The sequence below is a fragment of the Pseudomonas sp. G3-19 genome (assembly GCF_054855875.1).
The window spans coordinates 3,575,039-3,601,202 of the sequence record NZ_JBMPIQ010000003.1; the positions used below are offsets into that span (position 1 = coordinate 3,575,039).

The 26,164-nt window shown below is 60.6% G+C and carries 21 protein-coding genes; 11 read left to right on the forward strand and 10 right to left on the reverse strand.

The features are described from left to right. Positions 1-69: 69 nt before the first annotated feature. The 7 genes from ACOYXI_RS16515 to ACOYXI_RS16545 all read right to left on the reverse strand — a co-directional run bounded on the left by ACOYXI_RS16515 (position 70) and on the right by ACOYXI_RS16545 (position 9,556). Positions 70-1,218, reverse strand: coding sequence for an iron-containing alcohol dehydrogenase (locus ACOYXI_RS16515; protein ID WP_225136505.1), 1,149 nt, complete (start codon positions 1,216-1,218; stop codon positions 70-72). Between the two features lie 277 nt (positions 1,219-1,495). Beyond that, the gene (locus tag ACOYXI_RS16520) at positions 1,496-2,320 is read right to left on the reverse strand and encodes an ABC transporter permease (protein ID WP_041070101.1); all 825 of its coding nucleotides are present in this window, start codon (positions 2,318-2,320) and stop codon (positions 1,496-1,498) included. 12 nt (positions 2,321-2,332) lie between these two features. Continuing rightward, on the reverse strand, positions 2,333-3,580 hold the full coding sequence (locus ACOYXI_RS16525) for an ABC transporter permease (protein ID WP_098965898.1): 1,248 nt from the start codon (positions 3,578-3,580) through the stop codon (positions 2,333-2,335). A 258-nt stretch (positions 3,581-3,838) separates the two neighbouring features. Next, positions 3,839-4,882, reverse strand: a complete 1,044-nt coding sequence (locus ACOYXI_RS16530; RefSeq protein ID WP_027610727.1) for an ABC transporter substrate-binding protein — start codon at positions 4,880-4,882, stop codon at positions 3,839-3,841. Positions 4,883-4,930: 48 nt separating this feature from the next. Beyond that, complete coding sequence (locus ACOYXI_RS16535) at positions 4,931-6,055, reverse strand: ABC transporter ATP-binding protein (RefSeq protein ID WP_007966453.1); 1,125 nt, start codon at positions 6,053-6,055, stop codon at positions 4,931-4,933. Between the two features lie 349 nt (positions 6,056-6,404). Further along, positions 6,405-7,034, reverse strand: coding sequence for a response regulator (locus tag ACOYXI_RS16540; RefSeq protein ID WP_003228820.1), 630 nt, complete (start codon positions 7,032-7,034; stop codon positions 6,405-6,407). Between the two features lie 125 nt (positions 7,035-7,159). After that, positions 7,160-9,556, reverse strand: a complete 2,397-nt coding sequence (locus tag ACOYXI_RS16545; RefSeq protein WP_461675061.1) for a PAS domain-containing sensor histidine kinase — start codon at positions 9,554-9,556, stop codon at positions 7,160-7,162. A gap of 74 nt (positions 9,557-9,630) precedes the next feature. On the opposite strand from ACOYXI_RS16545, the gene ACOYXI_RS16550 reads away from it, so the two are divergent. Next, positions 9,631-10,620: an alpha/beta hydrolase family protein gene (locus ACOYXI_RS16550; RefSeq protein WP_027610725.1), complete on the forward strand. Its 990-nt coding sequence runs from the start codon at positions 9,631-9,633 to the stop codon at positions 10,618-10,620. A gap of 129 nt (positions 10,621-10,749) precedes the next feature. Here the strand turns inward: ACOYXI_RS16550 and ACOYXI_RS16555 are convergent, their stop codons facing one another. Genes ACOYXI_RS16555 through ACOYXI_RS16565 form a run of 3 tightly spaced genes read right to left on the reverse strand, consistent with a single transcriptional unit; the run spans position 10,750 to position 13,206 of the window. Continuing rightward, positions 10,750-11,517, reverse strand: coding sequence for a TerB family tellurite resistance protein (locus ACOYXI_RS16555; protein WP_103368679.1), 768 nt, complete (start codon positions 11,515-11,517; stop codon positions 10,750-10,752). A 1-nt stretch (position 11,518) separates the two neighbouring features. Next, complete coding sequence (gene murU, locus ACOYXI_RS16560; RefSeq protein WP_027610723.1) at positions 11,519-12,190, reverse strand: N-acetylmuramate alpha-1-phosphate uridylyltransferase MurU; 672 nt, start codon at positions 12,188-12,190, stop codon at positions 11,519-11,521. Continuing rightward, a complete protein-coding gene (locus ACOYXI_RS16565) occupies positions 12,187-13,206 on the reverse strand; it encodes an aminoglycoside phosphotransferase family protein (protein WP_097089139.1) in 1,020 nt (339 codons plus the stop codon). The genes murU and ACOYXI_RS16565 overlap by 4 nt, the downstream gene beginning before the upstream one ends. A gap of 130 nt (positions 13,207-13,336) precedes the next feature. Here ACOYXI_RS16565 and ACOYXI_RS16570 point away from each other — a divergent pair, with 130 nt between their 5' ends. From ACOYXI_RS16570 to ACOYXI_RS16615, 10 genes are all read left to right on the forward strand, one after another. Further along, positions 13,337-16,135 carry an LPS-assembly protein LptD gene (locus ACOYXI_RS16570; protein ID WP_103368680.1) on the forward strand — a complete coding sequence of 933 codons (2,799 nt, stop codon included), beginning with the start codon at positions 13,337-13,339 and terminating at the stop codon, positions 16,133-16,135. Beyond that, a complete protein-coding gene (locus ACOYXI_RS16575; protein ID WP_103368681.1) occupies positions 16,116-17,432 on the forward strand; it encodes a peptidylprolyl isomerase in 1,317 nt (438 codons plus the stop codon). The genes ACOYXI_RS16570 and ACOYXI_RS16575 overlap by 20 nt, the downstream gene beginning before the upstream one ends. Beyond that, complete coding sequence (gene pdxA / locus ACOYXI_RS16580) at positions 17,429-18,418, forward strand: 4-hydroxythreonine-4-phosphate dehydrogenase PdxA (RefSeq protein WP_461675062.1); 990 nt, start codon at positions 17,429-17,431, stop codon at positions 18,416-18,418. The genes ACOYXI_RS16575 and pdxA overlap by 4 nt, the downstream gene beginning before the upstream one ends. Then, positions 18,415-19,230, forward strand: a complete 816-nt coding sequence (gene rsmA / locus ACOYXI_RS16585) for a 16S rRNA (adenine(1518)-N(6)/adenine(1519)-N(6))-dimethyltransferase RsmA (RefSeq protein ID WP_103368683.1) — start codon at positions 18,415-18,417, stop codon at positions 19,228-19,230. The genes pdxA and rsmA overlap by 4 nt, the downstream gene beginning before the upstream one ends. Before the next feature lie 114 nt (positions 19,231-19,344). Beyond that, positions 19,345-19,725 (forward strand): Co2+/Mg2+ efflux protein ApaG, encoded by a 381-nt coding sequence (gene apaG / locus ACOYXI_RS16590; RefSeq protein ID WP_027610717.1) that lies wholly within the window; start codon positions 19,345-19,347, stop codon positions 19,723-19,725. Further along, a complete protein-coding gene (locus ACOYXI_RS16595; protein ID WP_027610716.1) occupies positions 19,725-20,606 on the forward strand; it encodes a symmetrical bis(5'-nucleosyl)-tetraphosphatase in 882 nt (293 codons plus the stop codon). The genes apaG and ACOYXI_RS16595 overlap by 1 nt, the downstream gene beginning before the upstream one ends. Before the next feature lie 33 nt (positions 20,607-20,639). Then, a complete protein-coding gene (gene glpE / locus ACOYXI_RS16600; protein ID WP_027610715.1) occupies positions 20,640-20,969 on the forward strand; it encodes a thiosulfate sulfurtransferase GlpE in 330 nt (109 codons plus the stop codon). Between the two features lie 294 nt (positions 20,970-21,263). Then, the gene (locus ACOYXI_RS16605; RefSeq protein WP_003228848.1) at positions 21,264-23,186 is read left to right on the forward strand and encodes a PrkA family serine protein kinase; all 1,923 of its coding nucleotides are present in this window, start codon (positions 21,264-21,266) and stop codon (positions 23,184-23,186) included. A gap of 107 nt (positions 23,187-23,293) precedes the next feature. Next, positions 23,294-24,565: a YeaH/YhbH family protein gene (locus ACOYXI_RS16610; RefSeq protein WP_003228849.1), complete on the forward strand. Its 1,272-nt coding sequence runs from the start codon at positions 23,294-23,296 to the stop codon at positions 24,563-24,565. After that, a complete protein-coding gene (locus tag ACOYXI_RS16615) occupies positions 24,562-26,124 on the forward strand; it encodes a SpoVR family protein (RefSeq protein ID WP_027610714.1) in 1,563 nt (520 codons plus the stop codon). The genes ACOYXI_RS16610 and ACOYXI_RS16615 overlap by 4 nt, the downstream gene beginning before the upstream one ends. Positions 26,125-26,164: the final 40 nt, after the last annotated feature.

The window sequence follows — 26,164 nt, forward strand, 5'->3', positions numbered from 1 at the left end:
TCTGAGCTAAATCACGATGGCGCGCATTGTATACCTCAAGTTTCCGTGCGCGCACCGTGACCGCGATGATCAGTACGCCGCTCGGTAGATCTTCTCGATATCCGCAGCGCTGAGCTTGCGCGGGTTGTTGCGCATCAAACGCTCGATTCCCGCGGCCTCCATGGCCATGGCCGGGATCGCCTCCTCGGGCACACCAAAACTGCGCAGCCCGGCCGGAATTTCCACCGCCGCGCACAGTTCGGTCATTGCCTGCACGGCTTTGTCCGCCGCCTCGGTGGCGCTCAGATGAGCGGTCTTCACCCCCATGGCTTCGGCGATATCCTGCATGCGCTCGACGCAGGCCATCTTGTTCCAGGTCATGACGTACGGCAGCAACAAGGCGTTACTGACGCCATGGGCGATGTTGAAGCGCCCGCCCAACGGATAGGCCAACGCATGCACCGCGCCGACCCCGGCATTGCCGAACGCCATCCCGGCCATCAGGCTGGCGGTGGCCATGTCCTCACGGGCCTGCAAATTGGCGCCATTGGCATAGGCCTTGGGCAGCGACCTGGCAATCAACCTGATTGCGCCGAGCGCCAGCGAATCGGTGATCGGCGAAGCGTTGACCGACAGATAGGATTCGATGGCATGCACCAGCGCATCAACACCACTGGCGGCGGTGACGCTGCGCGGGCAAGTCAGGGTCATTTGCGGACTGACCAACGCCACGTCCGGCAACAGGTAGTCGCTGACGATGCCTTTCTTCAGTTGCGCGACCTTGTCCGAGAGAATGGCGACGTTGGTCACTTCCGAACCGGTGCCGGCGGTGGTCGGGATGGCGATCAGCGGCGGACCTTTGCGCGGCACCTGATCGACACCGAACAGATCTTCCAGCGCGCCGTGGTATCCGGCATACGCGGCGACACTCTTGGCGATATCGATGGCACTGCCGCCGCCGAGACCGATCAAGCCGTCATGCCCGCCCTCGCGATACACGCGCATGCAATCTTCGACGATGGCGATTTCCGGGTCCGGCAGCACCCGATCAAAAATCTCGTACTCGCGCCCGCCCAATTGGCACAGCGCCAGCTCCACGGTGCCGGACTTGACCAGCGCGGCGTCGGTGACGATCAGCGGGTTGTCGATATCGAGGCGGGTGAGTTCGGCGGCCAGTTGCTCGATGGCCCCGGCGCCGGTAATCAGTTTGTGAGCGATTTTGAACTGGGACAGACTCATCGTGCGCAGCCTCTTATAGATGTGGGAGCTGAGCACAAGCGTAGTTGAGGGTTTGGGGTTGTCTGGTATTCAGTTGGTGAATAATCAAGAGCAAAAGCCCCTCACCCTAACCCTCTCCCGGAGGGAGAGGGGACTGACCGAGCTGCACTCTCGAAGTCCATCGACGTGCAATACCGAGTCGAACTCAGATTCTGAACAGCATGAAGATCTGCTCCCTTTCCCCCTCGCCCCCTTGGGGGAGAGGGCTGGGGTGAGGGGGTGGCTTTTGATCTGGGCGTCAGACCTGCGCGGTACGCAGTTTCTCGCTACGGCCACGCAGCCATTCGAGGGTTAACAACAGGATGACGGAGAACGCGATCAGCAAGGTTGCTGCCGCAGCAATCGTTGGGCTGAGGTTCTCGCGAATGCCGCTGAACATCTGCCGTGGCAAGGTCGCTTGCTCGGGGCCGGCGAGGAACAGCGTCACCACTACTTCATCGAACGAAGTGGCAAAGGCAAACAGCGCCCCGGAAATCACCCCCGGCGCAATTAACGGCAGAGTCACCCGACGGAACGTGGTCAATGGCGAAGCGCCAAGGCTGGCCGCCGCCCGCACCAGATTGTGGTTGAACCCCTGCAACGTCGCCGACACGGTGATGATCACGAACGGCACACCGAGCACCGCGTGCACCACGATCAGCGAGAAGAAGCTATTGCCCAGTCCCAGCGGTGCGAAGAACAGATAACTCGCCACACCAATGATCACCACCGGCACCACCATCGGCGAAATCACCAGCGCCATCACCAACGCCTTGCCGGGGAAGTCGCCACGGGTCAGGCCGATCGCGGCCAGGGTTCCGAAGACCATCGCCAGCACGGTCGCCGCGGGGGCGACGATGATGCTGTTCTTCAGCGAACGCATCCATTCCGCCGAGGCGAAGAAGTCCTGATACCAGTGCAGGGAAAAGCCCTGTAGCGGATACACCAGGAAACTGCCCGAGTTGAACGACAGCGGCACGATGACCAGCACCGGCAGAATCAGGAACAGCAGGATCAGGCCGCAGAGGATCCGCAAGCTGTAGAACCACACCCGTTCGATGGGCGACATGTAAGGACTCAGCATTTCAAATTCCCCTTAGCTCAGGCGCAGGCGACTGGCGCCCACCAGCCAGCTGTAGATCAGATAAAGCACCACGGTCGCCAGCAGCAACAGGCCGCCCAGTGCAGTGGCCATGCCCCAGTTGATGCTGGTGTTGGTGTAGAACGCGACGAAGTAGCTGACCATCTGATCGTTCGGGCTGCCGAGCAGCGCCGGGGTGATGTAGTAGCCGATGGCGAGGATGAACACCAACAGGCAACCGGCGCCGACGCCGGCATAGGTCTGCGGGAAGTACACCCGCCAGAAACTGGCGAACGGGTGACAGCCCAGCGAGATGGCGGCGCGCATGTAGGTCGGCGAGATGCCTTTCATCACGCTGTAGATCGGCAGAATCATGAACGGCAGCAGAATGTGCACCATCGAGATGTAGACCCCGGTGCGGTTGAACACCAGCTCCAGCGGCTTATCGATGATGCCCATCGCCATCAGCGCGCTGTTGATCAGCCCGCCCGATTGCAGCAACACGATCCACGCCGCGACCCGTACCAGAATCGAGGTCCAGAACGGCAGCAGCACCAGAATCATCAACAGGTTGCTCTGCCGCGATGGCAGGTTGGCCAGCAGGTAAGCCAGTGGATAGGCGAGAAACAGGCAGATCACGGTGATGATCAGGCCCATCCAGAACGTGCGGGCGAAGATGTCGAGGTAGATCGCCTGATCCGGGGTGGCCGGGGCCAGTTCGCCGAGATCATCGATACGGTGATCCACCGCCGCCAGCAGGTAGTAAGGCGTGATGCTGCTGGTGTTGCGTTTGACCGCTTGCCAGTAGGCCGGATCGCCCCAACGCTCATCGAGCGCTTCGAGGGCTTCTTTATAGGAGGCCGGTTCGCTGGCGAAGGGCAGCGCCCGGGCGGTTTTGGTCAGCAGGCTGCGATAGCCGGCCAACTCCATGTTCAAGCGCTTGGACAGATCGCCCAGCGTCTGGTTTTTGCGGGCTTCAGCGAGATCTTCGCCGGCCGCTTTGTACACCGGTTCAGCCGGCAGGCCGCGGCCGTCCCAACTGGCGATGGCCGCCACGGTGCGCGGCATGCCGCCGACCACTTCCGGGTTGCCGACGCTTTTGTAGAGCAGCGCCACGATCGGCACCAGAAACACCAGCAACAGAAACAGCACCAGCGGCGCAATCAACGCCTGAGCCTTCCAGCGGTTGACCCGCTCGGCGCGCTTGAGCTTCTGCTTCAAGGTGGGGCTGGCGCCCTCGTTCAGGGGAACGGCGATGGCCATGACGTACTCCGCAAATCTTTGATCGTTACAGAGGTGGCGAACCACCTCTGTTGTGTTGAAACACCACAGGTCTCAGAGGAGTTTTTGTGGCGAGGGGATTTATCCCCGATCGGCTGCGCAGCAGTCGTAAAACCTGAGAATCCGGTTTATCTGACACACCGAGCGGGTATGGCTTCTGGGGCTGCTTCGCAACCCATCGGGGATAAATCCCCTCACCACACAAGCTCCTTCGCCACAAAGTCTTCCTTCAGACTGTGGTTATTTCGCAGCCCAGGAATTGAAGCGCTGCTCCAGTTGCTCGCCGTTATCAGCCCAGAAGCTGACGTCGATCTGCACCTGGTTGGCGATGTTTTCCGGGGTGGTCGGCATGTCTTTCAGCACGTCCTTGCTCAGCAGCGGTACGGCTTGGGTGTTGGCCGGGCCGTAGGCGATGTTTTCCGAGTAGGTCTTCTGTTGCTGCGGCTGAACCGAGTAGGCGATGAATTTCTTCGCCGCTTCGGCGCGCTTGGCGTCCAGACCTTTCGGGATGGCCCACGCATCGAAGTCGTAGATGCCGCCATTCCACACCACTTTCAGGTTGGATTCTTTCTGCACGGCGGCGATGCGACCGTTGTAGGCCGAGCTCATGACCACGTCACCGGAAGCAAGGTATTGCGGCGGTTGTGCACCGGCCTCCCACCACTGAATGCTTGGCTTGAGTTCATCGAGTTTCTTGAACGCGCGATCCTGCCCTCCCTTGCTCGCCAGCTCTTTATAAACGTCCTTCGGTGCAACACCGTCGGCCATCAGCGCGAATTCCAGGGTGTACTTGGCGCCTTTGCGCAGGCCACGCTTGCCCGGGAATTTCTTGGTGTCCCAGAAATCGGCCCAACTGGTTGGCGCGGTTTTCAGCTTGTCGGCGTTGTACGCGAGCACGGTCGACCAGACGAAGAAGCCCACGCCGCATGGCTGAATCGCGCCTTTGACGTAGTCTTCAGTCTTGCCGAACAGCGCCGGGTCGAGCTGTTCGAACATGTCTTCATCGCAACCACGGGACAGCTCTGGCGATTCAACTTCCACCAGATCCCACGACACGCTCTTGGTGTCGACCATGGCTTTGACCTTGGCCATTTCGCCGTTGTACTCGCCGGCAACGATCTTGCCGTTGCCCGCCGCTTCCCACGGTGCGTAGAAGGCTTTGACTTGCGCCGCCTTGTTCGCCCCGCCAAACGACACCACAGTCAGATCGGGACCGGCGGCCATAGCGCTGGCCGCACCCATCAGGCCCAGGGTCAGGGCGGTGAACTTCAGGGATCTCAACATTTATTGTTCTCTCCACGTGCAGGGTTGGTGTTGGTATTGCCGGGGCGCTTAGTGCGCCTCTAGAAGAGGATCGAGTGCGCGAACGTGCTCGACCTGCCAGCCAAGCGGTACCACGTCGCCGACCGCGAGCGCTGGATCGAGCTCGGCAATCGGCTGTTTCACGAAGAAGTCGGTCTTGCCGCAGACTTCCAGGCGCACCCGGACGTGGTCGCCCAGATAGATGAATTCCGCCACCCTCCCTGAGAAGCGGTTGACGCATTGGTCGCTCGAACCGTTGAGGCTCACGCGCTCCGGGCGAATCGACAGAGTCACGGGTTCGCCGGTCTGGCCGACGTTGACCGCCAGCGCCTCGACCTTCTCGCCCCGGCCCAACTCGACCACGCAACGCTCGCCGCTCTGGCTGAGCAGTCGGCCGTTGAGGCGGTTGTTCTCGCCGATGAAGTTGGCGACGAAAGTGTTTTTCGGTTCTTCGTAGAGGGTACGCGGCGGGGCGATCTGCTGGATCTCGCCCTGATGGAACACGGCGACGCGGTCGGACATGGTCAGCGCTTCACCCTGGTCGTGGGTCACGTAGACCACGGTCACGCCGAGGCGCTGGTGCAGGTGCTTGATCTCCATCTGCATGTGTTCGCGCAGTTGCTTGTCGAGGGCGCCCAGCGGTTCGTCCATCAGCACCAGTTGCGGTTCGAACACCAGCGCCCGCGCCAGCGCTACTCGCTGCTGCTGACCGCCGGAGAGTTGTGCCGGATAGCGCGAAGCGAACGCGTCGAGCTGGACCATGCTCAGGACTTTCTTGACCTTGTCGCTGACGTCGCTCTTGTTCAGGCCACGTACGGTCAGCGGGAAGGCCAGATTCTCGGCCACGGTCATGTGCGGGAACAGCGCGTAGTTCTGGAACACCATGCCGATGTCGCGCTTGTGCGGCGGCACGTTGTTGATTGCACGGCCGGCCAGGAGGATTTCACCGGCGGTCGGGGTTTCGAACCCGGCGAGCATCATCAGGCTGGTGGTCTTGCCCGAGCCGGACGGCCCGAGCAGGGTCAGGAACTCGCCTTTGCGAATGTCCAGGTTGAGGTCTTTGACGATCAGGTTCTCGCCGTCGTAGCTCTTCTGCACTCCACGAAAGCTGACCAGCACGTCACTGGCCCCTGCGTTTGAATCGACCTGGCTCATACCCACACCTTTGTTATTGGTAACTGCTGTGGATTAAGCCTAGTGGCTGGCGCCAGCCACGCAAATCGGGGCGCAGGAGAGAATCGCCTCAGCCGGATGGAAGGTTGGGGGTAGGGATTGCCCTACAAGGATGGCGCGTTTTGGCAAGCGAGCGACGAGCGCCATGCTGCGAGCCGCAAGAACAAGCAAAAGCGCCTGTCGCTAATGGATATGCCCGCAATGGCAGGCCAGATGGAGATTCCCTGTGGGAGCGGGCTTGCTCGCGAATGCGGTGTGTCAGTCAATGAATGATTGGATGACCCACCGCATTCGCGAGCAAGCCCGCTCCCACATTAGAAATATGGCGTTCTCAGAGGAGTTTGTGCTCCATCGCGTATTTGACCAGCTCGGCCAGCGAGGTGATGTTGAGCTTCTGCATCAGCCGCGCCTTGTGGGTGCTGATGGTCTTGCTGCTCAGCGCCAGTTGTTGGGCGATGTCGTTGACGTTGGCGCCTTGGGCCAGGCGCTCGAACACCGAGAACTCACGCTCGGACAGCAGCGAATGCAACGGACGCGTGTCGGTCAGGCCGACTTCGAAGACCATGCGGTCGGCCAGTTCCGGGTCGATGTAGCGCCCGCCGGCCGCCACCTTGCGAATCGCCGTCAGCAGCAATGCCGGATCGCTGTCCTTGGTCGCATAGCCGGCGGCGCCGACCTTCAGTGCACGGGCGGCCATTTGCGCCTCGTCGTGCATCGACAGCACCAGAATCGCCGGTGGATTGTTCAGCGCGCGAATCCGCGGAATCGCCTCCAACCCATTGACGCCAGGCATCGAGATGTCCAGCAACACCACTTCACACGGCACGCTGCGTAGGGTTTCGAGCAACTGCTCGCCATTGCTCGCCTCCCCCACCACTTGCAGATCCTTGGCCAGGCCGATCAATTGCTTGATGCCTTCACGGACGATGGTGTGGTCTTCGGCTACCAATACACGGATCACGTTCTTCTCCATTATTCTTATTCAGCGCCAAGGTCATTCGCGAGCAGGCTCGCTCCCACAGGGAAGTGCATTCCAATGTGGGAGCGAGCCTGCTCGCGATAGCGTCAGCTCAAACACCACAACCTTCAAACCTCATTCACCGGCACCCACACATTCAGACTGGTGCCCTCCCCCGGCTCACTCTCAAGCAACAAGCGTCCGCCCATGATCAGCACCCGCTCGCGCATACCGACCAAACCAAAGGACGTCGGCCGATCCGCCGCAGCGACAAAGCCTACGCCATCATCGCTGACCGTCAGGCACAACTCGTCGCCTTCCAGCGCCAGCGTCAGCTCCACAGTATGCGCCTGAGCATGGCGCATGACGTTGGTCAGCGCCTCCTGCAGGATGCGGAACAGGCCAATCGCCTTGGCATCGCTGAGCGCCGGCAGATTGTCCGGCACCTGCACCAGACACGGAATCTGCGTCCGCGCCTCGAAGCGCCGCGCCTGCCACTCGATCGCTGAAGCAATCCCGGCATCGAGAATCGGCGGGCGCAACGCCGTCGCCACATCACGCACCAGCTGGAACAACTGGGCGATCAGGCGTTTCATGCTGTTCAAGCGCTCGTGCAGCCCCGGGTCGAGTTGTGCATAGGCCAGTTCGCACATCGATGTTTCCAGCTTCAGCACCGTGAGCATCTGCCCCAGCTCATCGTGCACTTCTCGGGCGATGCGTGCCTTTTCTTCTTCGCGCACGCTTTCCAGGTGCGCCGACAATTCGCGCAGTTGCTCGCGGGAGGCGGCCAGCTCCAGCTCGATACGTTTGCTTTCGCTGATGTCCCAGACGATGCCGTCCCAGACATAGGCGCCATCCTCCAGCTGTCGGGTGATTGCCTTGATCTCGGCCCAGCGCTGCTCGCCCTGACGGGTGAGGATGCGACCCTGCCACGACCAGTCACTGTCGGTGTCCAGCGCCTGATCCTGAGTCTGGTGGTAACTGGCCCTGTCGTCCGGGTGCACCAGACTGCGCAAGCCCATGTCGCGATGGGCGATGGCGGCCGGCGCATAGCCGACCAGACTCTCGCTGCCCTCGCTGATGTAGGCGAAATCGATCTGCCCGGTCACCGCCGCCCGCTCCAGGCGGAACACCAGCCCCGGAACGTTGGCGGCGATGCCTTGCAGGCGCGCTTCACTTTCCTGCAACGCGGCCAGGGCGCGGCGGCGCTCGGTGACGTCGGTGAGATAAACCACCAGATACTCGCTGTCGCGAAAACGCAGAAAACTCAGCGAGACGTCCGCCGGCAGGATGCTGCCATCGGCGCGCACGCAACTGGTTTCAAAGCTCAGCGGCCCTTCTTCACTGGCCCGCGCGCGTTTCCACAGGTTGAGCCAGCGATCCATGTGCAGGCCGGGTTCGAAGTCGATCAGCGGCCGTTCGATCAGCGCGCCCTGTGGATAACCGAGCATGTGTTCCGCAGCGCGGTTGGCGTAGCGCACATGGCTATCCCAGTTGACCCAGAGAATGCCGACGGTGCTTTGATCGATGGAAAACTGGGTCAGGCGCAAGGCTTCTTCGCTGGCCGCGCGCAGGGCGATGTCTTCACGTGCAGCCAGCAGACGCTGTTCGAGGCTGTGTTGCTGGCGTCGTTGCCAGACCACGATGGCCAGGCAACTGAGCAGCAACACCGCGAACAGCAGACTGAGGTTCTGCCAGAACCCCGGCGATTCCGTCAGCCGTGGGTACTTGGGTTGCAGCCATTGGTTGTGCAGGCGCTCCAGATCCTTGGCCGGGATCGCTCGCAAGGCGCTTTCGATGATCCCGGCCAATTGCGGCCAGTCGCGCCGCGTGGCAACCCGCAACAGCTGCGGCAAGCCGATATCGCCGACCACCACCAACCCGGCGAACTCAGGTTCGGCGGACAACCGCCCGAGTTGCGCTTCATCTATCACGGCGTAGGACGCTTGTTGAGTCAACAACAGTTGCAGCGCCTGACGCTCCAGCGGCACGCCTTGCAGATTCAGGTGCGGATAATTGCTGCGCAAATAATCGGCGGTGACGCTGGGCATGCGCACCGCGACGCGAGACAGGCTGTCGAGCTTTTCCAGCTCGACCACGCCGCCGCTCTTCTGGTCGCTGACCACCAGTTGCGGCACACGCATGTAGGGATCGGAAAACAGCCACAGGCGCAGCGCGCCCGGAGTCTGGGTCAGGCCCGGGGCGATGTCGATTTCGCCTTCGCGGGCGGCCTCCTCCAGTTGCGCCAGGTCCTGAAAATTGCGCCAGCTCAGCTCGACGTTCAGGGTCTTGGCCAGCGCCTTCATCAATTCGACATTGGCCCCGGACAGTCGCTGCAAGCGCCGGTCGTATTGCGCGTACGGCGCCTGTAATACCAGGCCAACGCGCAGCTCACGGTGTTGCGCCAGCCATTGCTGCTCGCCGGGCGTCAACAGCGCTGCATGTGCCGCCGGCGCAGACGCAGCCCAACCCATCAAGGGAAAACACAACCAGCCGATAACCCACAGGCAGCAAAAACGCATCATTGAAGTCTCTTGCACTGACAAATTCTGACCAACCCATTAGGCTGCCGGGATACTTTTCTGGCCTGGAATAACCGATGCCCTCTGTCTACCGCCTGGCAATGCCAGCATTGTGCCTGTCGCTGATCCTGCCTTGTGCGTTTTCCGTCGAGGCCGCCGATCCGGCGCCCGCCTCCACCGCCGAGCAACCGGCCGCCGAAAAACCGGCCGAACGCCAGCCACTGCTTGAGCGTAGTCAGGAAGAAGCCGCAGCACTCGAACGCAAAGTCCCGGCACAAGAACAGCAGCAATTGCAGGCCGGCGCCGACACTTTCCTCGCCCTGTGGAAACCGGCCAACACTGCCGAGCCCAAAGGTGCGGTGATTATCGTCCCCGGCGCCGGCGAAACCGCTGACTGGCCGCAAGTGATCGGCCCACTGCGCAGCAAATTGCCCGATGTCGAGTGGAGCAGCCTGAGTATCACCCTGCCGGATCTGCAAAGCGATGTCATTGCACCGCGGGTGATTGCGCCCGCCGCCGCGCCGAAAGCCCCGGAAAGTGGCAGCAAGGATTCCACCACTGCGCAACCGATCGAACAGGCGGCGGGCGGTGAAGCGGAAGTGGCGGATCAGGTGGTCGCCGAAACAACTGAAGAACAATCCAAGGCGGATGCCGAGCGGATCTTTGCGCGGATCGATGCGGCGATCGCCTACGCCGAGCAGCAAAGCGCACGCCGGGTCGTGGTCCTCGGTCACGGCACGGGCGCGTACTGGGCAGCGCGCTTTCTCAGCGAGCGGCAGAGTTCGCAGGTCGAGAAACTGGTGATGGTCGATGCGCAAACGCCGAGCAAGGCCAAGCCACAATTGGCCGAGCTGACACCGACCCTGAAGTTGCCGACCGCCGACATTTTCTACATGGACAAGGCGCTGGATCGCAACGCGGCGCTGGAGCGCATGCAGGCCAGCAAGCGCTTGAAGACTTCGACCTTCAGCCAAGTGGCGCTCAAGGCGTTACCGGATAAAAAGGCTGAGCAGGAACAAATGTTCCGGCGGGTGCGTGGCTGGTTGAATCCGCAGAAGACTGACTGATAGACCGAGTCGCCCCATTCGCGAGCAGGCTCGCTCCCACCCTGATCGCATTCCTTCAGCTGGAGTGCGATCAATGTGGGAGCGGGCTTGCTCGCGAAGAGGCCCTCATCAACAACTAACTTCTAACGATCAGCGAAAATCCCGCCGCGCCCGAATCAGGGTAAACGCGTTGTGCAGCTCGCGGGTTTTCTCGGTCGCGTCACGCACCTGCTCCGGCGTCGCGCCGCTGCCGGCGATCTTGTCCGGGTGATGACGACTGAGCAGCCGGCGATAGGCGCGCTTGATCTGCGCCGGCTCGCTGGTCGCCGACACCCCGAGCAGGCGCATCGCTTCCTGATAACTCACCGCGGCGCTGACAATCGGCCGTTTATTGGGCTCGTAATCATTGGCCAGCGCCTGAATCTGGTGGGTTGTCCAACCCAGCCACTTGCCCCACTGCGCCAACAATTCACGCTCACTGACGCCCGCACGACCGTCGGCCCAGACCATCCGCCAGCAGGCGCGCAACACGCCCTCGGCGGCATGCGGCTGAGCACTCAGGCGGCGCAGATAACCGCGCAGGCGGTCGCCGCCGGCCTTGCCGCGATTGAACGCAGCAATCGCCCGTCGCCGTGCCGGTTCGCTCATTTCCAGGGCGTTCATTTCATTGCGCGCCTGCTGGATATGGCCGTCCGTCACTCGCCCGTCACTCTTGGCCAGACGCCCGAGCAACACGAACAGCAATTCGTCGTTGCGCAACATCGGCCGTCCGCCGAGTTTTTCCCGCAAGTGCCCCCAGCTTTGCAGGTGCAGGCGCCGATCCAGCGCCTGTCCCAACAATGCCCCAAGCATGGCCCCCGGAATGCTGGCGATCGCAAAACCCGCTCCGGCTCCAATCAGAGTCCCTGGCCACAACATATCAACGACTCGCTTCTATCAATGCTTCAGCTTCGGCCAGACGCTCATGCGTACCGACATCCACCCAGTGACCTTTCAGACGCTCACCGCTGACCTGTCCGTCAGCCATGGCTTTGCGCAGCAGTGGTGCGAGCTTGAATGCGCCGTCCGCGCAGCCATCGAACAACTGCGGATGGAGCACGGCGATGCCGCTGTAGGTCAGGGTTTGCGCGCCTTGCTGGCCATCCTGTACCCGGCCGTCAGTCAGGGTGAAATCGCCCGTCGGATGATGAGCCGGGTTGTCCGCCAGTACGAGATGCGCCAGACCGTTGATCGGTTGATGCAGCACGCTGAAGTCGTAATCGGTCCAGATGTCACCGTTGACCACCAGAAACGCATCGTCACCGAGCAACGGCAAGGCGCGGAAAATGCCGCCGCCGGTTTCCAGCGGCTCACCTTCCGGCGAGTACTGGATGCTCACACCGAACTGCGAACCGTCGCCCAGGTAATCTTCGATTTGCTGACCGAGCCAGGCATGGTTGATCACGATCTCGCTGAAACCAGCCGCCGCCAGCGCGCGCAGGTGATATTCGATCAACGGCACGCCGCCGGCACGCACCAGCGGCTTGGGGGTGGTCAGGGTCAGCGGGCGCATGCGCTCGCCCTTGCCTGCCGCCAGAATCATCGCCTTCATGCAGTCGCTCCGCCACGCAGACTGGCGAGCAACGCCTGCAGATCCGCCAGTTCAGGACGACGCGCAAGCACCGCTTCTATATAGGCGAAGAAACGCGGCACGTCGGCCAGGTAGCGCGGCTTGCCATCGCGATGGCAGATGCGGGCGAAGATGCCGATGACTTTCAGGTGGCGTTGTACGCCCATCAGGTCGCTGGCACGCAGGAAGTCTTCGAAATCCGCTTGCACCGGGATGTCCAGCGCCGAGGCTTGCTGCCAGTAGCTTTCCAGCCAGCCACGCACGCGTTCTTCAGGCCAGCTGAGGAAGGCGTCCTTGAACAGGCAGGTCACGTCGTAGGTGACCGGGCCGTAGACCGCATCCTGAAAGTCCAGTACGCCGGGATTCGGCTCGCTGAGCATCAGGTTGCGCGGCATGTAGTCGCGGTGCACCAGCACTTTCGGCTGGGCCAGGGCGCTGTCGATCAGCAGATCGCTGACGGCTTGCCATTGTTGCTGCTGTGCCGCGTCGAACTCGATGCCGAGTTCGCGTTTCACGTACCACTCCGGGAACAGTTCCAGCTCGCGGCGCAGCAGTGCCACGTCGTAACTCGGCAGCGGTGCAACCATCGGCAATTGCTGAAAAGCCAACAGCGCCTGCAGGGCATCGCTGAACAAAGCGTCGGCATTTTCGCTGTCGATTACGTCCAGATAGGTCTTGTTGCCCAGGTCATTGAGCAAAAGAAATCCGCGTTCGAGGTCTTCTGCATAAATTTTCGGCACGTTAATTCCGGATTTCGCCAGCAAAAAGGCGATATCCACGAACGGTTTGCAGTTTTCCTGGGGCGGTGGCGCGTCCATCACGACGAAACTGCGACCCGCGCCTTCCCAGCGGAAATACCGGCGGAAACTCGCGTCGCTGCTGGCCGCGGTCAACGTGGCCGGGGGCACGGCGCCCCAGCCCTGATCTGCAAACAGGATTGCCAACTGCTCATCGAGCCAAACTTTCAGGTGTTGCAAGCGTACATCTTGGTCAGGCATTGCAAGGGTCTCCGACGGCGCTAGCCGTCAAGCGGGTCATGCTTTATTATCCAGCATCTTTTTCAGACCATCGAGAGGCGTGCGGCCCACACCGCGGGCAGATGGCACGCAGGAAGCCCGGACTAATAAGATGGCATTGAAATCCCCCGCGTTTCGTAAAAAATTTCCGTTGTTGGTAACCGGCAGTCTGCTGGCTATGCAACCTCTGGCCAGTCAATTCGTTGTTGCCGCCGAGCAGTATGACTGCGCCGTCTCGGCAACGGGTGGCTGGGCGTGTGCGCCCAAGACGCCGGCAGCTGCATTGCCGCCGCGTCCGGTGCATGACGGCAGCGCTGTCAGCGCCGCCGGCGAAGCCCCGACCCAGAACGGTTCCACATCCGACACCGGCGCCAAGCCTGTGCTGGTCACCGAAGCCAAAGGCCGCGGCCTGAAATCCCGTAGCGAAGACTACAGTCACCTCGACTGGGTTCCGCGCGAGAAGCTCACCGCCGCCCAATTGGCCGAGACCGGTCCTTACTGCTCTGGTTCCTATATCGAACCGATTCGTCCTGGCATGAATGACAAGACGAATAAAAGTGACGCACCGACCTTTATCGGCGCCAAGGCCTCGCGCTACAACACCGAAGATCAGGTGGGTACGCTGGCCGGCGACGTGGTCCTGCGTCAGGGCAGCATGCAGGTCGAGTCCGACGAGGCCAGCCTGTATCAGGCCGAGAGCCGCGCCGAACTCAACGGCGACGTGCGCATCCGCGACAACGGCGCACTGATCGTCGGCGACCACGCCGATGTGCAGCTCGACACCGGTGAAGCCAAGGTCGACAACGCCGAATACGTGATGCACAAATCGCGCATCCGCGGTAACGCGCTGTACGCCAAGCGTGCCGAGAACGCGATCATCCGCTTGAAGGACGGCACGTACACCACGTGCGAACCGAACAGCAACGCCTGGCAGCTCAAGGGCAACAACATCACCCTGAACCCTGCCACCGGCTTCGGTACCGCGACCAACGTGACACTGCGGGTCAAGGACATTCCGATCCTGTACACGCCGTACATCTACTTCCCGATCGACGATCGTCGTCAATCGGGCTTCCTGCCGCCGACCATCGGCACCGGCAGCGATACCGGCTTCATGCTGGTGACCCCGTACTACTTCAACCTGGCGCCGAACTACGATGCCACGTTGTACCCGCGTTACATGAGCAAGCGCGGCATGCTGGTCGAAGGCGAGTTCCGTTACCTGACCAAGTCCAGCGAAGGCCAGTTTGGTGCGGCGTATCTGAACGACGAAGATACCGATCGCAGCAAGCAGTCCGATTACGAAAAAAATCGCTACATGTACAACTGGCAGCACAAGGGCGGTCTCGACTCCCGTGTGATGACTCAGGTCGACTACACCAAGATCAGCGATCCGTATTACTTCCAGGATCTGACCACTGATCAGATCGGCGTGAAAAGTGCTGACTTCGTGAACCAGCAAGGTCTGGTTTCCTATCGTGGCGACTCGTATACCGCCACGTTGAACGCTCAGCAGTACCAACTCGCGACCGTTTCGAACATCACGCCTTATGGTCGTCTGCCGCAGATCACCTTCAATGGTCAGCTGCCGTATCACCCGGAAGGTTTGAACTTCGATTACGAGACCGAGATTGTGCGGTTTGATCGTGATCTGAAAAACGGCAACTTCACCGATGAAGATGGCACCGTTACGCCACGCCTGGACACCAACGTACAAGGCTTGGCGCGCGCCAACGGCGACCGTCTGAACCTGAAGCCTGGCGTCAGCCTCCCGATGAACTGGACCTACGGCTTCCTGAAGCCGTCGCTCAAGTACCAGTACACCCAGTACCAACTGGATCTGGATGGCACTGGCAAATCGCAGATTGCTGCAATGTCTCCGGAAAACCAGAAGCTCAATGGCAAGTTCGACAGCAACCAGAACCGTGGCGTACCAATCGCCAGCGTCGACAGCGGCCTGTACTTCGACCGCAACACGTCGTACTTCGGCAAGAACTATCGCCAGACCCTGGAGCCGCGTCTGTTCTACCTGTATGTACCCAAGGTCGATCAGGAAGACATTCCGGTATTCGATACCAGTGAATACACCTTCAACTACGCATCGCTGTTCCGCGACAACCGCTTCTCCGGCTCCGACCGTGTCGGCGACGAGAACAAGCTGTCGCTGGGCGTGACCAGTCGCTGGATCGAAGACAATGGTTTCGAGCGTCAGCGCATCAGCGTCGGCCAGGCTTACTACTTCAAGGATCGTGAAGTCCAACTGCCAGGCATCGCGTTCAACGATCGTAAAGACGCCCAATCCGACGTATCACCGTACGCTCTGGAATACGAATATCGCTGGAACCGTGACTGGCGCACCACTGCCGACTACAACTGGGATCCGGACAGTCGCAGCCCGCGTTCCGGCAGCGCGATGTTCCATTACCAGCCTGAAGACAACCCGAACAAGGTGGTCAACGTCGGTTATCGCTATCGCAACGACCAGATCCGTTACGACCAGAACACCGGTAAGTGGGCCGTTGGTGGCGGTGACTATGGCACCCCGGGCCAGCCTGGCTACGTGAAGGACTACTACAAGATCCAGCAGCATGACTTCTCGGTCATCTGGCCAATCGTTCCGCAGTGGAGCGCGATCAGCCGCTGGCAGTACGACTACAACCGCAACCGTACGCTGGAAGCCTTCGGTGGTTTCGAATACGACAACTGCTGCTGGAAACTGCGCCTGATCAACCGTTACTGGGTTTCCTACGACGAATTCAGTCAGGAAGCTCCGCAAAACGAAAAAGGCGACCACGGCGTCTTCCTCCAAATTGTTCTGAAGGGACTCGGCGGCCTGACTGGCGCCAAGGTAGAGAGCTTCCTCGACAAAGGCATCCAAGGTTATCGTCAACGTGAAGACCAAGCTTTCTGATTCTCTGCGCCCGCTGCTGCTGGGCGCGCTGTTCCTGGGTACTGCGGCCAACGCCGCAGTACAGTCCATCGATAAAGTGGTCGCGATCGTTGATAACGACGTGGTCATGCAGAGCCAACTGGACCAGCGCGTCCACGAAGTTCAGCAGACCATCGCCAAGCGTGGCGGCGGCATGCCGCCTCCAGGCGTGCTGGATCAGCAGGTGCTCGAGCGCCTGATCGTCGAAAACCTGCAACTGCAGATCGGCGAGCGTTCCGGCATCCGCATTACCGATGAAGAGCTGAACCAGGCGGTCGGCACTATCGCCCAGCGCAACAACATGACTGTGGATCAATTCCGCGCTGCCCTGGCTCACGACGGCTTGTCCTATGACGACGCCCGTGACCAGATCAAGCGCGAGATGATCATCAGCCGTGTGCGTCAGCGTCGCGTGGCAGAGCGCATCCAGGTCTCCGAGCAGGAAGTGAAGAACTTCCTCGCCTCCGACCTGGGCAAGATGCAGCTGTCCGAAGAACTGCACCTGGCCAACATCCTGATTCCTACACCGGAAAGCGCCAACTCTGATGCGATTCAGAGCGCTTACCGTCAGGCGATGGACGTTTACCAGAAGCTCAAGCAAGGCGCTGACTTCGGTCAGATGGCCGTTGCCAAATCCGGCAGCGACAACGCTCTGGAAGGCGGCGACATGGGCTGGCGTAAAGCTGCGCAACTGCCACCGCCGTTCGATCGTGAGCTGAGCAGCATGGCCGTTGGCGACATCACTCAGCCTGCACGTACCCCAGGTGGTTTCATCATCCTCAAGTTGCTGGCCAAACGTGGTGGCGAAGCGCAGATGCGTGATGAGGTGCATGTGCGCCACATCCTGGTCAAGCCAAGCCCGATCCGTGACGAAGCCAAGACCAAAGCCCTGGTGCAATCGCTGTACGAGCGCATCCTGGCTGGCGAAGACTTCGCTGAACTGGCGAAGAACTACTCCGAAGACCCGGGTTCGGCGCTCAACGGTGGCGACCTGAACTGGATCGACCCGAACGCACTGGTACCGGAATTCCGCGAAGTGATGGCCAAGACCCCGCAAGGTCAGCTGTCCAAGCCGTTCCAGACCCAGTACGGCTGGCACGTACTGGAAGTCCTTGGCCGCCGCGCCACCGACAGCACCGAGCAGGCTCGCGAGCAACAAGCGATGACCGTTCTGCGTAACAAAAAATACGATGAAGAGCTGCAAAACTGGCTGCGTCAGATTCGTGAAGAAGCCTACGTAGAAATCAAACTCCCTGGTGCAGACCAGGCAGCGCAGTGAAACCCAAGCGTTTCGCGCTGACACCCGGCGAACCAGCCGGCATCGGTCCCGACCTGTGCCTGCTGCTCGCCTCGCAAGCCCAGCCACACCCCCTGATTGCCATCACCAGCCGCGACCTGCTCACCGAGCGGGCCGCGCAGCTGGGGCTGGCCGTCTCTTTGCGGGAGGTGGCACCCGGCCAATGGCCGGATATGCCGGCACCCGCCGGTAGCCTGTACGTCTGGGACACTCCGCTGAGCGCTCCCGTGGTTGCCGGGCAACTGGACAAGGCCAACGCTGCCTTCGTTCTGGAAACCCTGACCCGCGCCGGCAACGGCTGCCTGAACGGCGACTTCGCCGGGATGATCACCGCCCCTGTACATAAAGGCGCGATCAATGAATCCGGCATCCCGTTCTCCGGGCACACAGAATTTCTCGCTGACCTGACTCATACCGCACAAGTGGTCATGATGCTCGCCACCCGCGGCTTGCGCGTGGCACTGGTCACCACCCACCTGCCGTTGCGCGAGATCGCCGATGCGATCACGCCGGAACGGCTGGAGCGGGTCACGCGGATTCTGCACGCCGACCTGCAAGACAAATTCGGCATCGCCCGGCCACGCATCCTGGTCTGTGGGCTCAACCCGCACGCCGGTGAAGGCGGACACCTGGGCCATGAAGAAATCGACATCATCGAACCTACCTTAGAGCGCCTGCGCGGCGAGGGCATGGACCTCCGTGGCCCGCTGCCTGCCGACACTCTGTTTACCCCCAAATATCTGGAGCACTGCGACGCAGTGCTGGCGATGTACCACGACCAGGGCCTGCCCGTGCTGAAGTACAAAGGCTTCGGCGCCGCAGTCAACATTACCCTTGGCCTGCCGATCATCCGCACCTCGGTCGATCACGGCACCGCCCTGGATCTGGCCGGCAGCGGCAAGATCGACACCGGCAGCCTGCAGGTCGCCCTGGAAACCGCCTACCAGATGGCCGAGACCCGTTTATGACCGAGCAATACCAACACAAGGCGCGCAAACGCTTTGGCCAGAACTTCTTGCACGACGCCGGCGTCATCGACCGCATCCTGCGCTCCATCAGTGCCAAATCCGGCGACCGCATGCTGGAAATCGGCCCGGGCCAGGGCGCGCTGACCGCTGGCCTGCTCAACTCCGGTGCGCAGCTCGACGTGGTGGAACTGGACAAGGACCTGATCCCGATCCTCAACCAGCAGTTTGCCGGCAAGAGCAACTTCAACCTGCATCAGGGCGATGCGCTGAAGTTCGACTTCAACACCCTCAACGCTGCGCCGAACAGCCTGCGCGTGGTCGGCAACCTGCCGTACAACATCTCAACGCCGCTGATTTTCCACCTGCTGAACAACGCCGGCATCATTCGCGACATGCACTTCATGCTGCAGAAGGAAGTGGTCGAGCGTCTGGCGGCTGGCCCGGGTGGCGGCGACTGGGGTCGCCTGTCGATTATGGTTCAGTACCATTGCCGTGTGGAACACCTGTTCAACGTCGGCCCGGGCGCGTTCAACCCGCCGCCGAAGGTCGACTCGGCCATCGTCCGTCTGGTGCCGCACGCGGTACTGCCGCACCCGGCCAAGGATCATCGCCTGCTCGAGCGCGTCGTTCGCGAAGCCTTCAACCAGCGTCGCAAGACCCTGCGCAACACCCTAAAGCAATTGATGACCGCCGCCGAGATCGAAGCCGCCGGCGTCGATGGCAGCTTGCGCCCCGAGCAACTGGACCTGGCCGCATTCGTGCGCCTGGCCGACAAGCTTAGCGAGCAAGCCCCCGCCTCCACCGCCGACTGACCGGCGATGAACGCTATCGGGCAGGCCGCCACTCTGGTTTACTGCCCGATACTTGCCTAGACTGATTCCCCATCAGCTACGCCTCGCGTTCCGCTTTGCTTAAGGCCCTTTTGCATGTCCGATTCTCGTTATCAGGTCGACGTCAGTGTCGTTACCCGCTACCTGGCAGAACAATCGCAACCCGAGCACAACCGCTTCGCCTTCGCCTACACCATCACCGTGCAGAACAATGGCGAGCGCCCTGCCCAGCTGATGTCACGACATTGGGTGATTACCGACGGTGACGGGCATGTCGAAGAGGTTCGCGGCGCTGGCGTCGTCGGCCAGCAACCGCTGATCGAGGCTGGCAAAAGCCACACCTACAGCAGCGGCACGGTGATGACCACCAAGGTCGGCACCATGGAGGGCACTTACGAAATGGTCGCCGATGACGGCAAGCATTTCGACGCGATCATCAAACCTTTCCGCCTCGCCGTCCCCGGAGCCCTGCACTGATGACGACGTACGCCGTCGGCGACCTGCAAGGCTGCCTCGAACCGCTCAAATGTCTGCTCAAGCAAGTGGCTTTCGACCCGAAGCTCGATCGGCTGTGGCTGGTCGGCGACCTGGTCAACCGCGGCCCGCAATCGCTGGAGACCCTGCGTTTTCTCTACGGCATGCGCGATTCGCTGGTTTGCGTACTGGGTAACCATGACCTGCACCTGCTCGCTGCGGCCAACAACATTGAGCGCCTGAAGAAGTCCGATACCCTGCGCGAGATCATTGAAGCCCCCGACGCAGCCGATCTGCTCGAGTGGCTGCGCCAGCAGAAACTCATGCACTACGACGAACAACGCGAAGTAGCCATGGTGCACGCAGGCATCCCACCGCAGTGGTCCTTGCGCAAGGCCCTGAAGTACGCGGCCGAGGCCGAAGCGGCACTGCGTGACGACAACCTGTTTCCGCTGTATCTCGATGGCATGTACGGCAATGAGCCGGCGAAGTGGGACAGCGAGCTCACGGGCGTGACCCGCCTGCGCGTCATCACCAACTATTTCACCCGCATGCGCTTCTGCACTGCCGAGGGCAAGCTCGACCTCAAGAGCAAGGAAGGTCTCGACACTGCCCCGCCCGGCTATAAGCCATGGTTCCAGCACAAAGAGCGCAAGACCCGCGGTCTGCGCATCATTTTCGGCCACTGGGCCGCGCTGGAAGGCGATGTCCGTGAACCGGGCATCTCGGCACTGGACACCGGTTGTGTCTGGGGCGGCAGCCTGACCCTGATGAACGTCGACAGCGGCGAGCGCGTGTCATGCAAATGCGATGAACACGGCGGGCTTGCGCCATCAGTCGCACCACTTATCCCCGAAACTCCACCAGTCAGCGCACCGCGTTAGACTGCGCACTCTGCCGAGCTACAGGAACCCGCCATGAGCGAATTCAAACGAATCCCCCCGGAACAGGCCCATGCCCTGCGTGAGCAAGGCGCAGTCGTGGTCGATGTCCGTGATCCTGCAACTTTTGCCGCCCTGCATATCAGCGGTTCGAAGCATCTGGACAACCACTCGCTGCACGCCTTCATTCAAGGCGCCGACCTCGATGCACCGACCGTTGTCGTCTGCTACCACGGCAATTCCAGCCAGGGCGCGGCCGCCTACCTGATCAGCCAGGGCTTCTCCGACGTCTACAGCATGGACGGCGGCTTCGAGCTGTGGCGTGCGACTTATCCGTCGGAAACCGCGCAAGGCACCGCCGAATAATTTTTTTGTCACGCGCAGGCCCCGGCTGCCGTGGGCCTGCGCGCGGCAGACGAACGGTCTGCCACAACTAATTACGTATCTCGCCTTTACCTCTCGAATTCCCAACTATCCTTAAGCCCAGGCCATCCAAAACAGGGGAGAGCCGGTACACCGGCGCACGGGTCATCGGGAGTGACTTTCAAGGTTGTCGACCGCGAAAGTGTTCTGGGGGGTAAACAAGCGGCCACCACGGCTGCTTGCCAGCATCGACTGAGTGATCCGGCGTCGGCTCCACGTATCGAGCGAGGTGACGTCATGAGTATCTTTAGCCACTTCCAACAACGCTTCGAGTCCACACGCCAGGAAGAACTCTCGCTGCAGGAGTACCTGGAGCTGTGCAAAAAGGACCGCAGCGCTTACGTTTCCGCCGCCGAGCGTCTATTGATGGCCATCGGCGAACCCGAGCTGCTCGACACGTCGACCAACTCGCGGCTGTCGCGGATCTTCTCCAACAAGGTGATTCGTCGCTATCCGGCCTTTGAAGACTTCCACGGGATGGAAGAATGCATCGACCAGATCGTCTCGTATTTCCGCCATGCCGCCCAAGGCCTGGAAGAGAAGAAACAGATCCTATACCTGCTCGGCCCCGTCGGTGGCGGTAAATCGTCCCTGGCCGAGAAGCTGAAACAGTTGATGGAAAAAGTGCCCTTCTACGCGATCAAGGGCTCGCCGGTATTCGAATCGCCTCTGGGTCTGTTCAACGCCACCGAAGATGGCGCGATCCTCGAGGAAGATTTCGGCATCCCGCGGCGCTACCTGAACACCATCATGTCGCCGTGGGCGACCAAACGCCTGGCCGAATTCGGTGGCGACATCAGCCAGTTCCGTGTGGTCAAACTGTATCCGTCGATCCTCAACCAGATCGCCGTGGCCAAGACCGAACCGGGCGACGAAAACAACCAGGACATCTCGGCGCTGGTCGGTAAGGTCGACATCCGCAAACTCGAGGAATACCCACAGAACGACGCCGACGCCTACAGCTACTCCGGTGCGCTGTGCCGGGCCAACCAGGGCCTGATGGAATTCGTCGAAATGTTCAAGGCACCGATCAAGGTGCTGCACCCATTGCTGACCGCCACGCAGGAAGGCAACTACAACAGTACCGAAGGGCTGGGGGCGATTCCGTTCACCGGGATCCTGCTCGCGCACTCCAACGAATCGGAGTGGCACACCTTCCGCAACAACAAGAACAACGAAGCGTTCATCGACCGGATCTACATCGTCAAAGTGCCGTACTGCCTACGGGTCAGCGACGAGGTGAAGATTTACGACAAATTGCTGTTCAACAGTTCGCTGGCCAAGGCCCACTGCGCCCCCGACACTCTGAAGATGCTGGCGCAGTTCACCGTGCTGTCGCGCCTCAAGGAGCCGGAAAACTCCAACATCTATTCGAAGATGCGCGTCTATGACGGGGAAAACCTCAAGGACACCGATCCAAAGGCCAAGTCGATCCAGGAATACCGCGATTCGGCGGGCGTCGACGAAGGCATGAACGGTCTCTCGACCCGTTTCGCGTTCAAGATTCTGTCCAAGGTGTTCAACTTCGATCCGCATGAAATCGCCGCCAACCCGGTGCACCTGTTGTATGTGCTGGAACAACAGATCGAGCAGGAACAGTTCCAGGCCGAGACCCGCGAACGCTATCTGCGCTACCTCAAGGAATACCTGGCGCCGCGTTATATCGAGTTCATCGGCAAGGAGATCCAGACCGCTTATCTGGAGTCTTACAGCGAATACGGGCAGAACATCTTCGACCGCTACGTGCTGTATGCGGACTTCTGGATCCAGGATCAGGAATACCGCGATCCGGAGACCGGCGAGATTCTCAACCGTGTCGCCCTGAACGAAGAGCTGGAGAAAATCGAGAAACCGGCGGGCATCAGCAATCCGAAGGATTTCCGCAACGAGATCGTCAACTTCGTATTGCGCGCTCGGGCCAACAATAACGGCAAGAACCCGACCTGGCTCAGCTACGAGAAACTGCGGGTGGTCATCGAGAAGAAAATGTTCTCGAACACCGAAGACCTCCTGCCAGTCATCAGCTTCAATGCCAAGGCGAGCAAAGAGGATCAACAGAAACACAACGACTTCGTTACTCGAATGGTCGAACGCGGCTACACCGACAAACAGGTAAGACTTCTGTCCGAATGGTACCTACGGGTCCGGAAATCGCAGTAAAACAGCTACAAGCGTCAAGCTACGAGCTGCAAGAAAAAAGCATGTGAACGCTGTGCTTCTACTTGCGGCTCGCAGCTCACAACTTGAAGCTGCCCGGAGGGCCACGTATGAGCTATGTGATCGACCGACGTCTCAATGGCAAGAACAAGAGCACGGTGAACCGCCAGCGCTTCCTGCGGCGTTACCGTGATCACATCAAGAAGGCTGTCGAAGAGGCGGTCAGCCGCCGTTCCATCACTGACATGGAACACGGCGAACAGATCAGCATTCCCGGTCGCGATATCGACGAACCGGTGCTTCACCACGGTCGCGGCGGCAAGCAGACCGTGGTTCATCCCGGCAACAAGGAATTCACTGCCGGCGAACACATCGCCAGGCCTCCGGGGGGCGGCGGTGGACGCGGTCCCGGCAAGGCTGGCAATTCCGGCGAGGGCATGGACGAATTCGTTTTCCAGATCACCCAGGAAGAATTCCTCGAGTTCATGTTCGAGGACCTTGAACTGCCGAATCTGGTCAAGCGCAACCTCAGTGGTACCGACACCTTCAAGACCGTGCGCGCGGGGATCAGTAACGAAGGCAACCCGTCGCGGATCAATATCATCCGCACCCTGCGCTCGGCCCACGCCCGGCGCATTGCGCTGTCCGGCAGCAGCCGTGCCAAACTGCGCGAGGCCAAAGAGGAACTGGCGCGATTAAAGCGCGAAGAGCCGGACAACTTCGGCGATATTCAGGAACTCGAAGCGGAAATCGAGAAACTCAGCGCGCGCATTCACCGCGTGCCGTTCCTCGATACTTTCGACTTGAAATACAACCTGCTGATCAAGCAACCCAACCCCAGCTCGAAAGCGGTGATGTTCTGCCTGATGGACGTGTCCGGCTCGATGACCCAGGCGACCAAGGACATCGCAAAACGTTTTTTCATCCTGTTGTACCTGTTCCTCAAGCGGAACTACGACAAGATCGACGTAGTGTTCATCCGCCATCACACCAGCGCCCGGGAAGTGGACGAGGAAGAGTTCTTCTACTCGCGGGAAACCGGCGGCACCATCGTCTCCAGCGCCCTGAAGCTGATGCAGGAGATCATGGCCGAGCGCTACCCGAGCAACGAATGGAACATCTACGCCGCGCAGGCTTCCGACGGCGACAACTGGAACGATGACTCGCCGATCTGCCGCGACATCCTGATCAATCAGATCATGCCGTTTGTGCAGTACTACACTTATGTGGAGATCACCCCGCGCGAACACCAGGCCCTCTGGTACGAATACGAACGCATCGCCGAAGCCTTTTCCGACACGTTTGCCCAGCAGCAACTGGTCTCGGCCGGGGATATCTATCCGGTCTTCCGTGAACTCTTCCAGCGCAGGTTAGTGACATGACCGCCAAAGAGCAGAAACGCCAACCCATTTCCACCGGCTCCGAATGGACGTTCGAGCTGATCCAGGCCTACGACCGCGAAATCGCCCGGATTGCGGCCGGCTATGCCCTGGACACCTATCCCAACCAGATCGAAGTGATCACCGCCGAACAGATGATGGACGCCTATGCCTCGGTCGGCATGCCACTGGGCTATCACCACTGGTCCTACGGCAAACACTTCCTCAGCACCGAGAAATCCTACAGCCGCGGCCAGATGGGGCTGGCCTACGAGATCGTGATCAACTCGGATCCGTGCATTGCCTATCTGATGGAAGAAAACACCATCTGCATGCAGGCGCTGGTGGTGGCACACGCGTGCTATGGCCATAACAGTTTCTTCAAGGGCAATTACCTGTTCCGCACCTGGACCGATGCCAGTTCGATCATCGATTACCTGGTGTTCGCCAAGCAGTACATCATGCAATGCGAGGAGCGCCACGGTATCGATGCGGTGGAGGACCTGCTCGACTCCTGCCATGCGCTGATGAATTACGGGGTCGATCGCTACAAGCGTCCGTATCCGATTTCCGCCGAGGAAGAACGCCGGCGGCAGAAGGATCGCGAAGAGCACCTGCAGAAGCAGATCAACGATCTGTGGCGCACCATCCCCAAAGGCGCGGACAAGTACAGCGACAAGGACAACGCCCGGTTCCCGGCCGAGCCGCAGGAAAACATCCTGTATTTCATCGAGAAGCACGCGCCGTTGCTGGAGCCGTGGCAACGGGAGATCGTGCGGATCGTGCGCAAGATCGCCCAGTATTTTTATCCACAGCGTCAGACGCAGGTGATGAACGAGGGCTGGGCCACGTTCTGGCACTACACCCTGATGAACGACCTTTACGACGAGGGCCTGGTGACTGACGGGTTCATGATGGAATTCCTCACCTCGCACACCAGCGTGGTGTTCCAGCCAGGCTTCGACAGCCCTTACTACAACGGGATCAACCCCTACGCATTGGGTTTTGCGATGTATCGCGACATCCGCCGCATGTGCGAAAACCCGACCGAGGAAGACCGGCGCTGGTTTCCGGACATCGCCGGTTCCGACTGGCTGTCGAGCATCAAATTCGCCATGAGCAGTTTCAAGGATGAGAGCTTCATCCTCCAGTACCTGTCACCGAAAGTGATCCGCGACCTGAAGCTCTTCAGCATCCTCGATGACGACCAGAAGGACGATTTGCTGGTGCCGGCGATCCACGACGAAACCGGTTACCGGATCATCCGCGAAACCCTGGCCGCGCAGTACAACCTCGGCAACCGCGAACCGAACGTGCAGATCTACAGCATCGACCGCCGCGGCGACCGCTCGCTGACCCTGCGTCACCAGCAACATGACCGCAAACCCTTAGGCGACTCCACCGACGAGGTACTGAAACATCTGCACCGCTTGTGGGGCTTCGATATTCATCTGGAAACCCTGCAGGGTGACCAGATCATGAAAACCCACCATGTACCACCGCGAAGTGAACACAGCGAAGGCGATTACGGTCGGCTCGACCTGGCCGTGATTCATCTTTAGATGCGGCTCTGACCTCCGAAAGTCCGGCGCAAGGGTTATC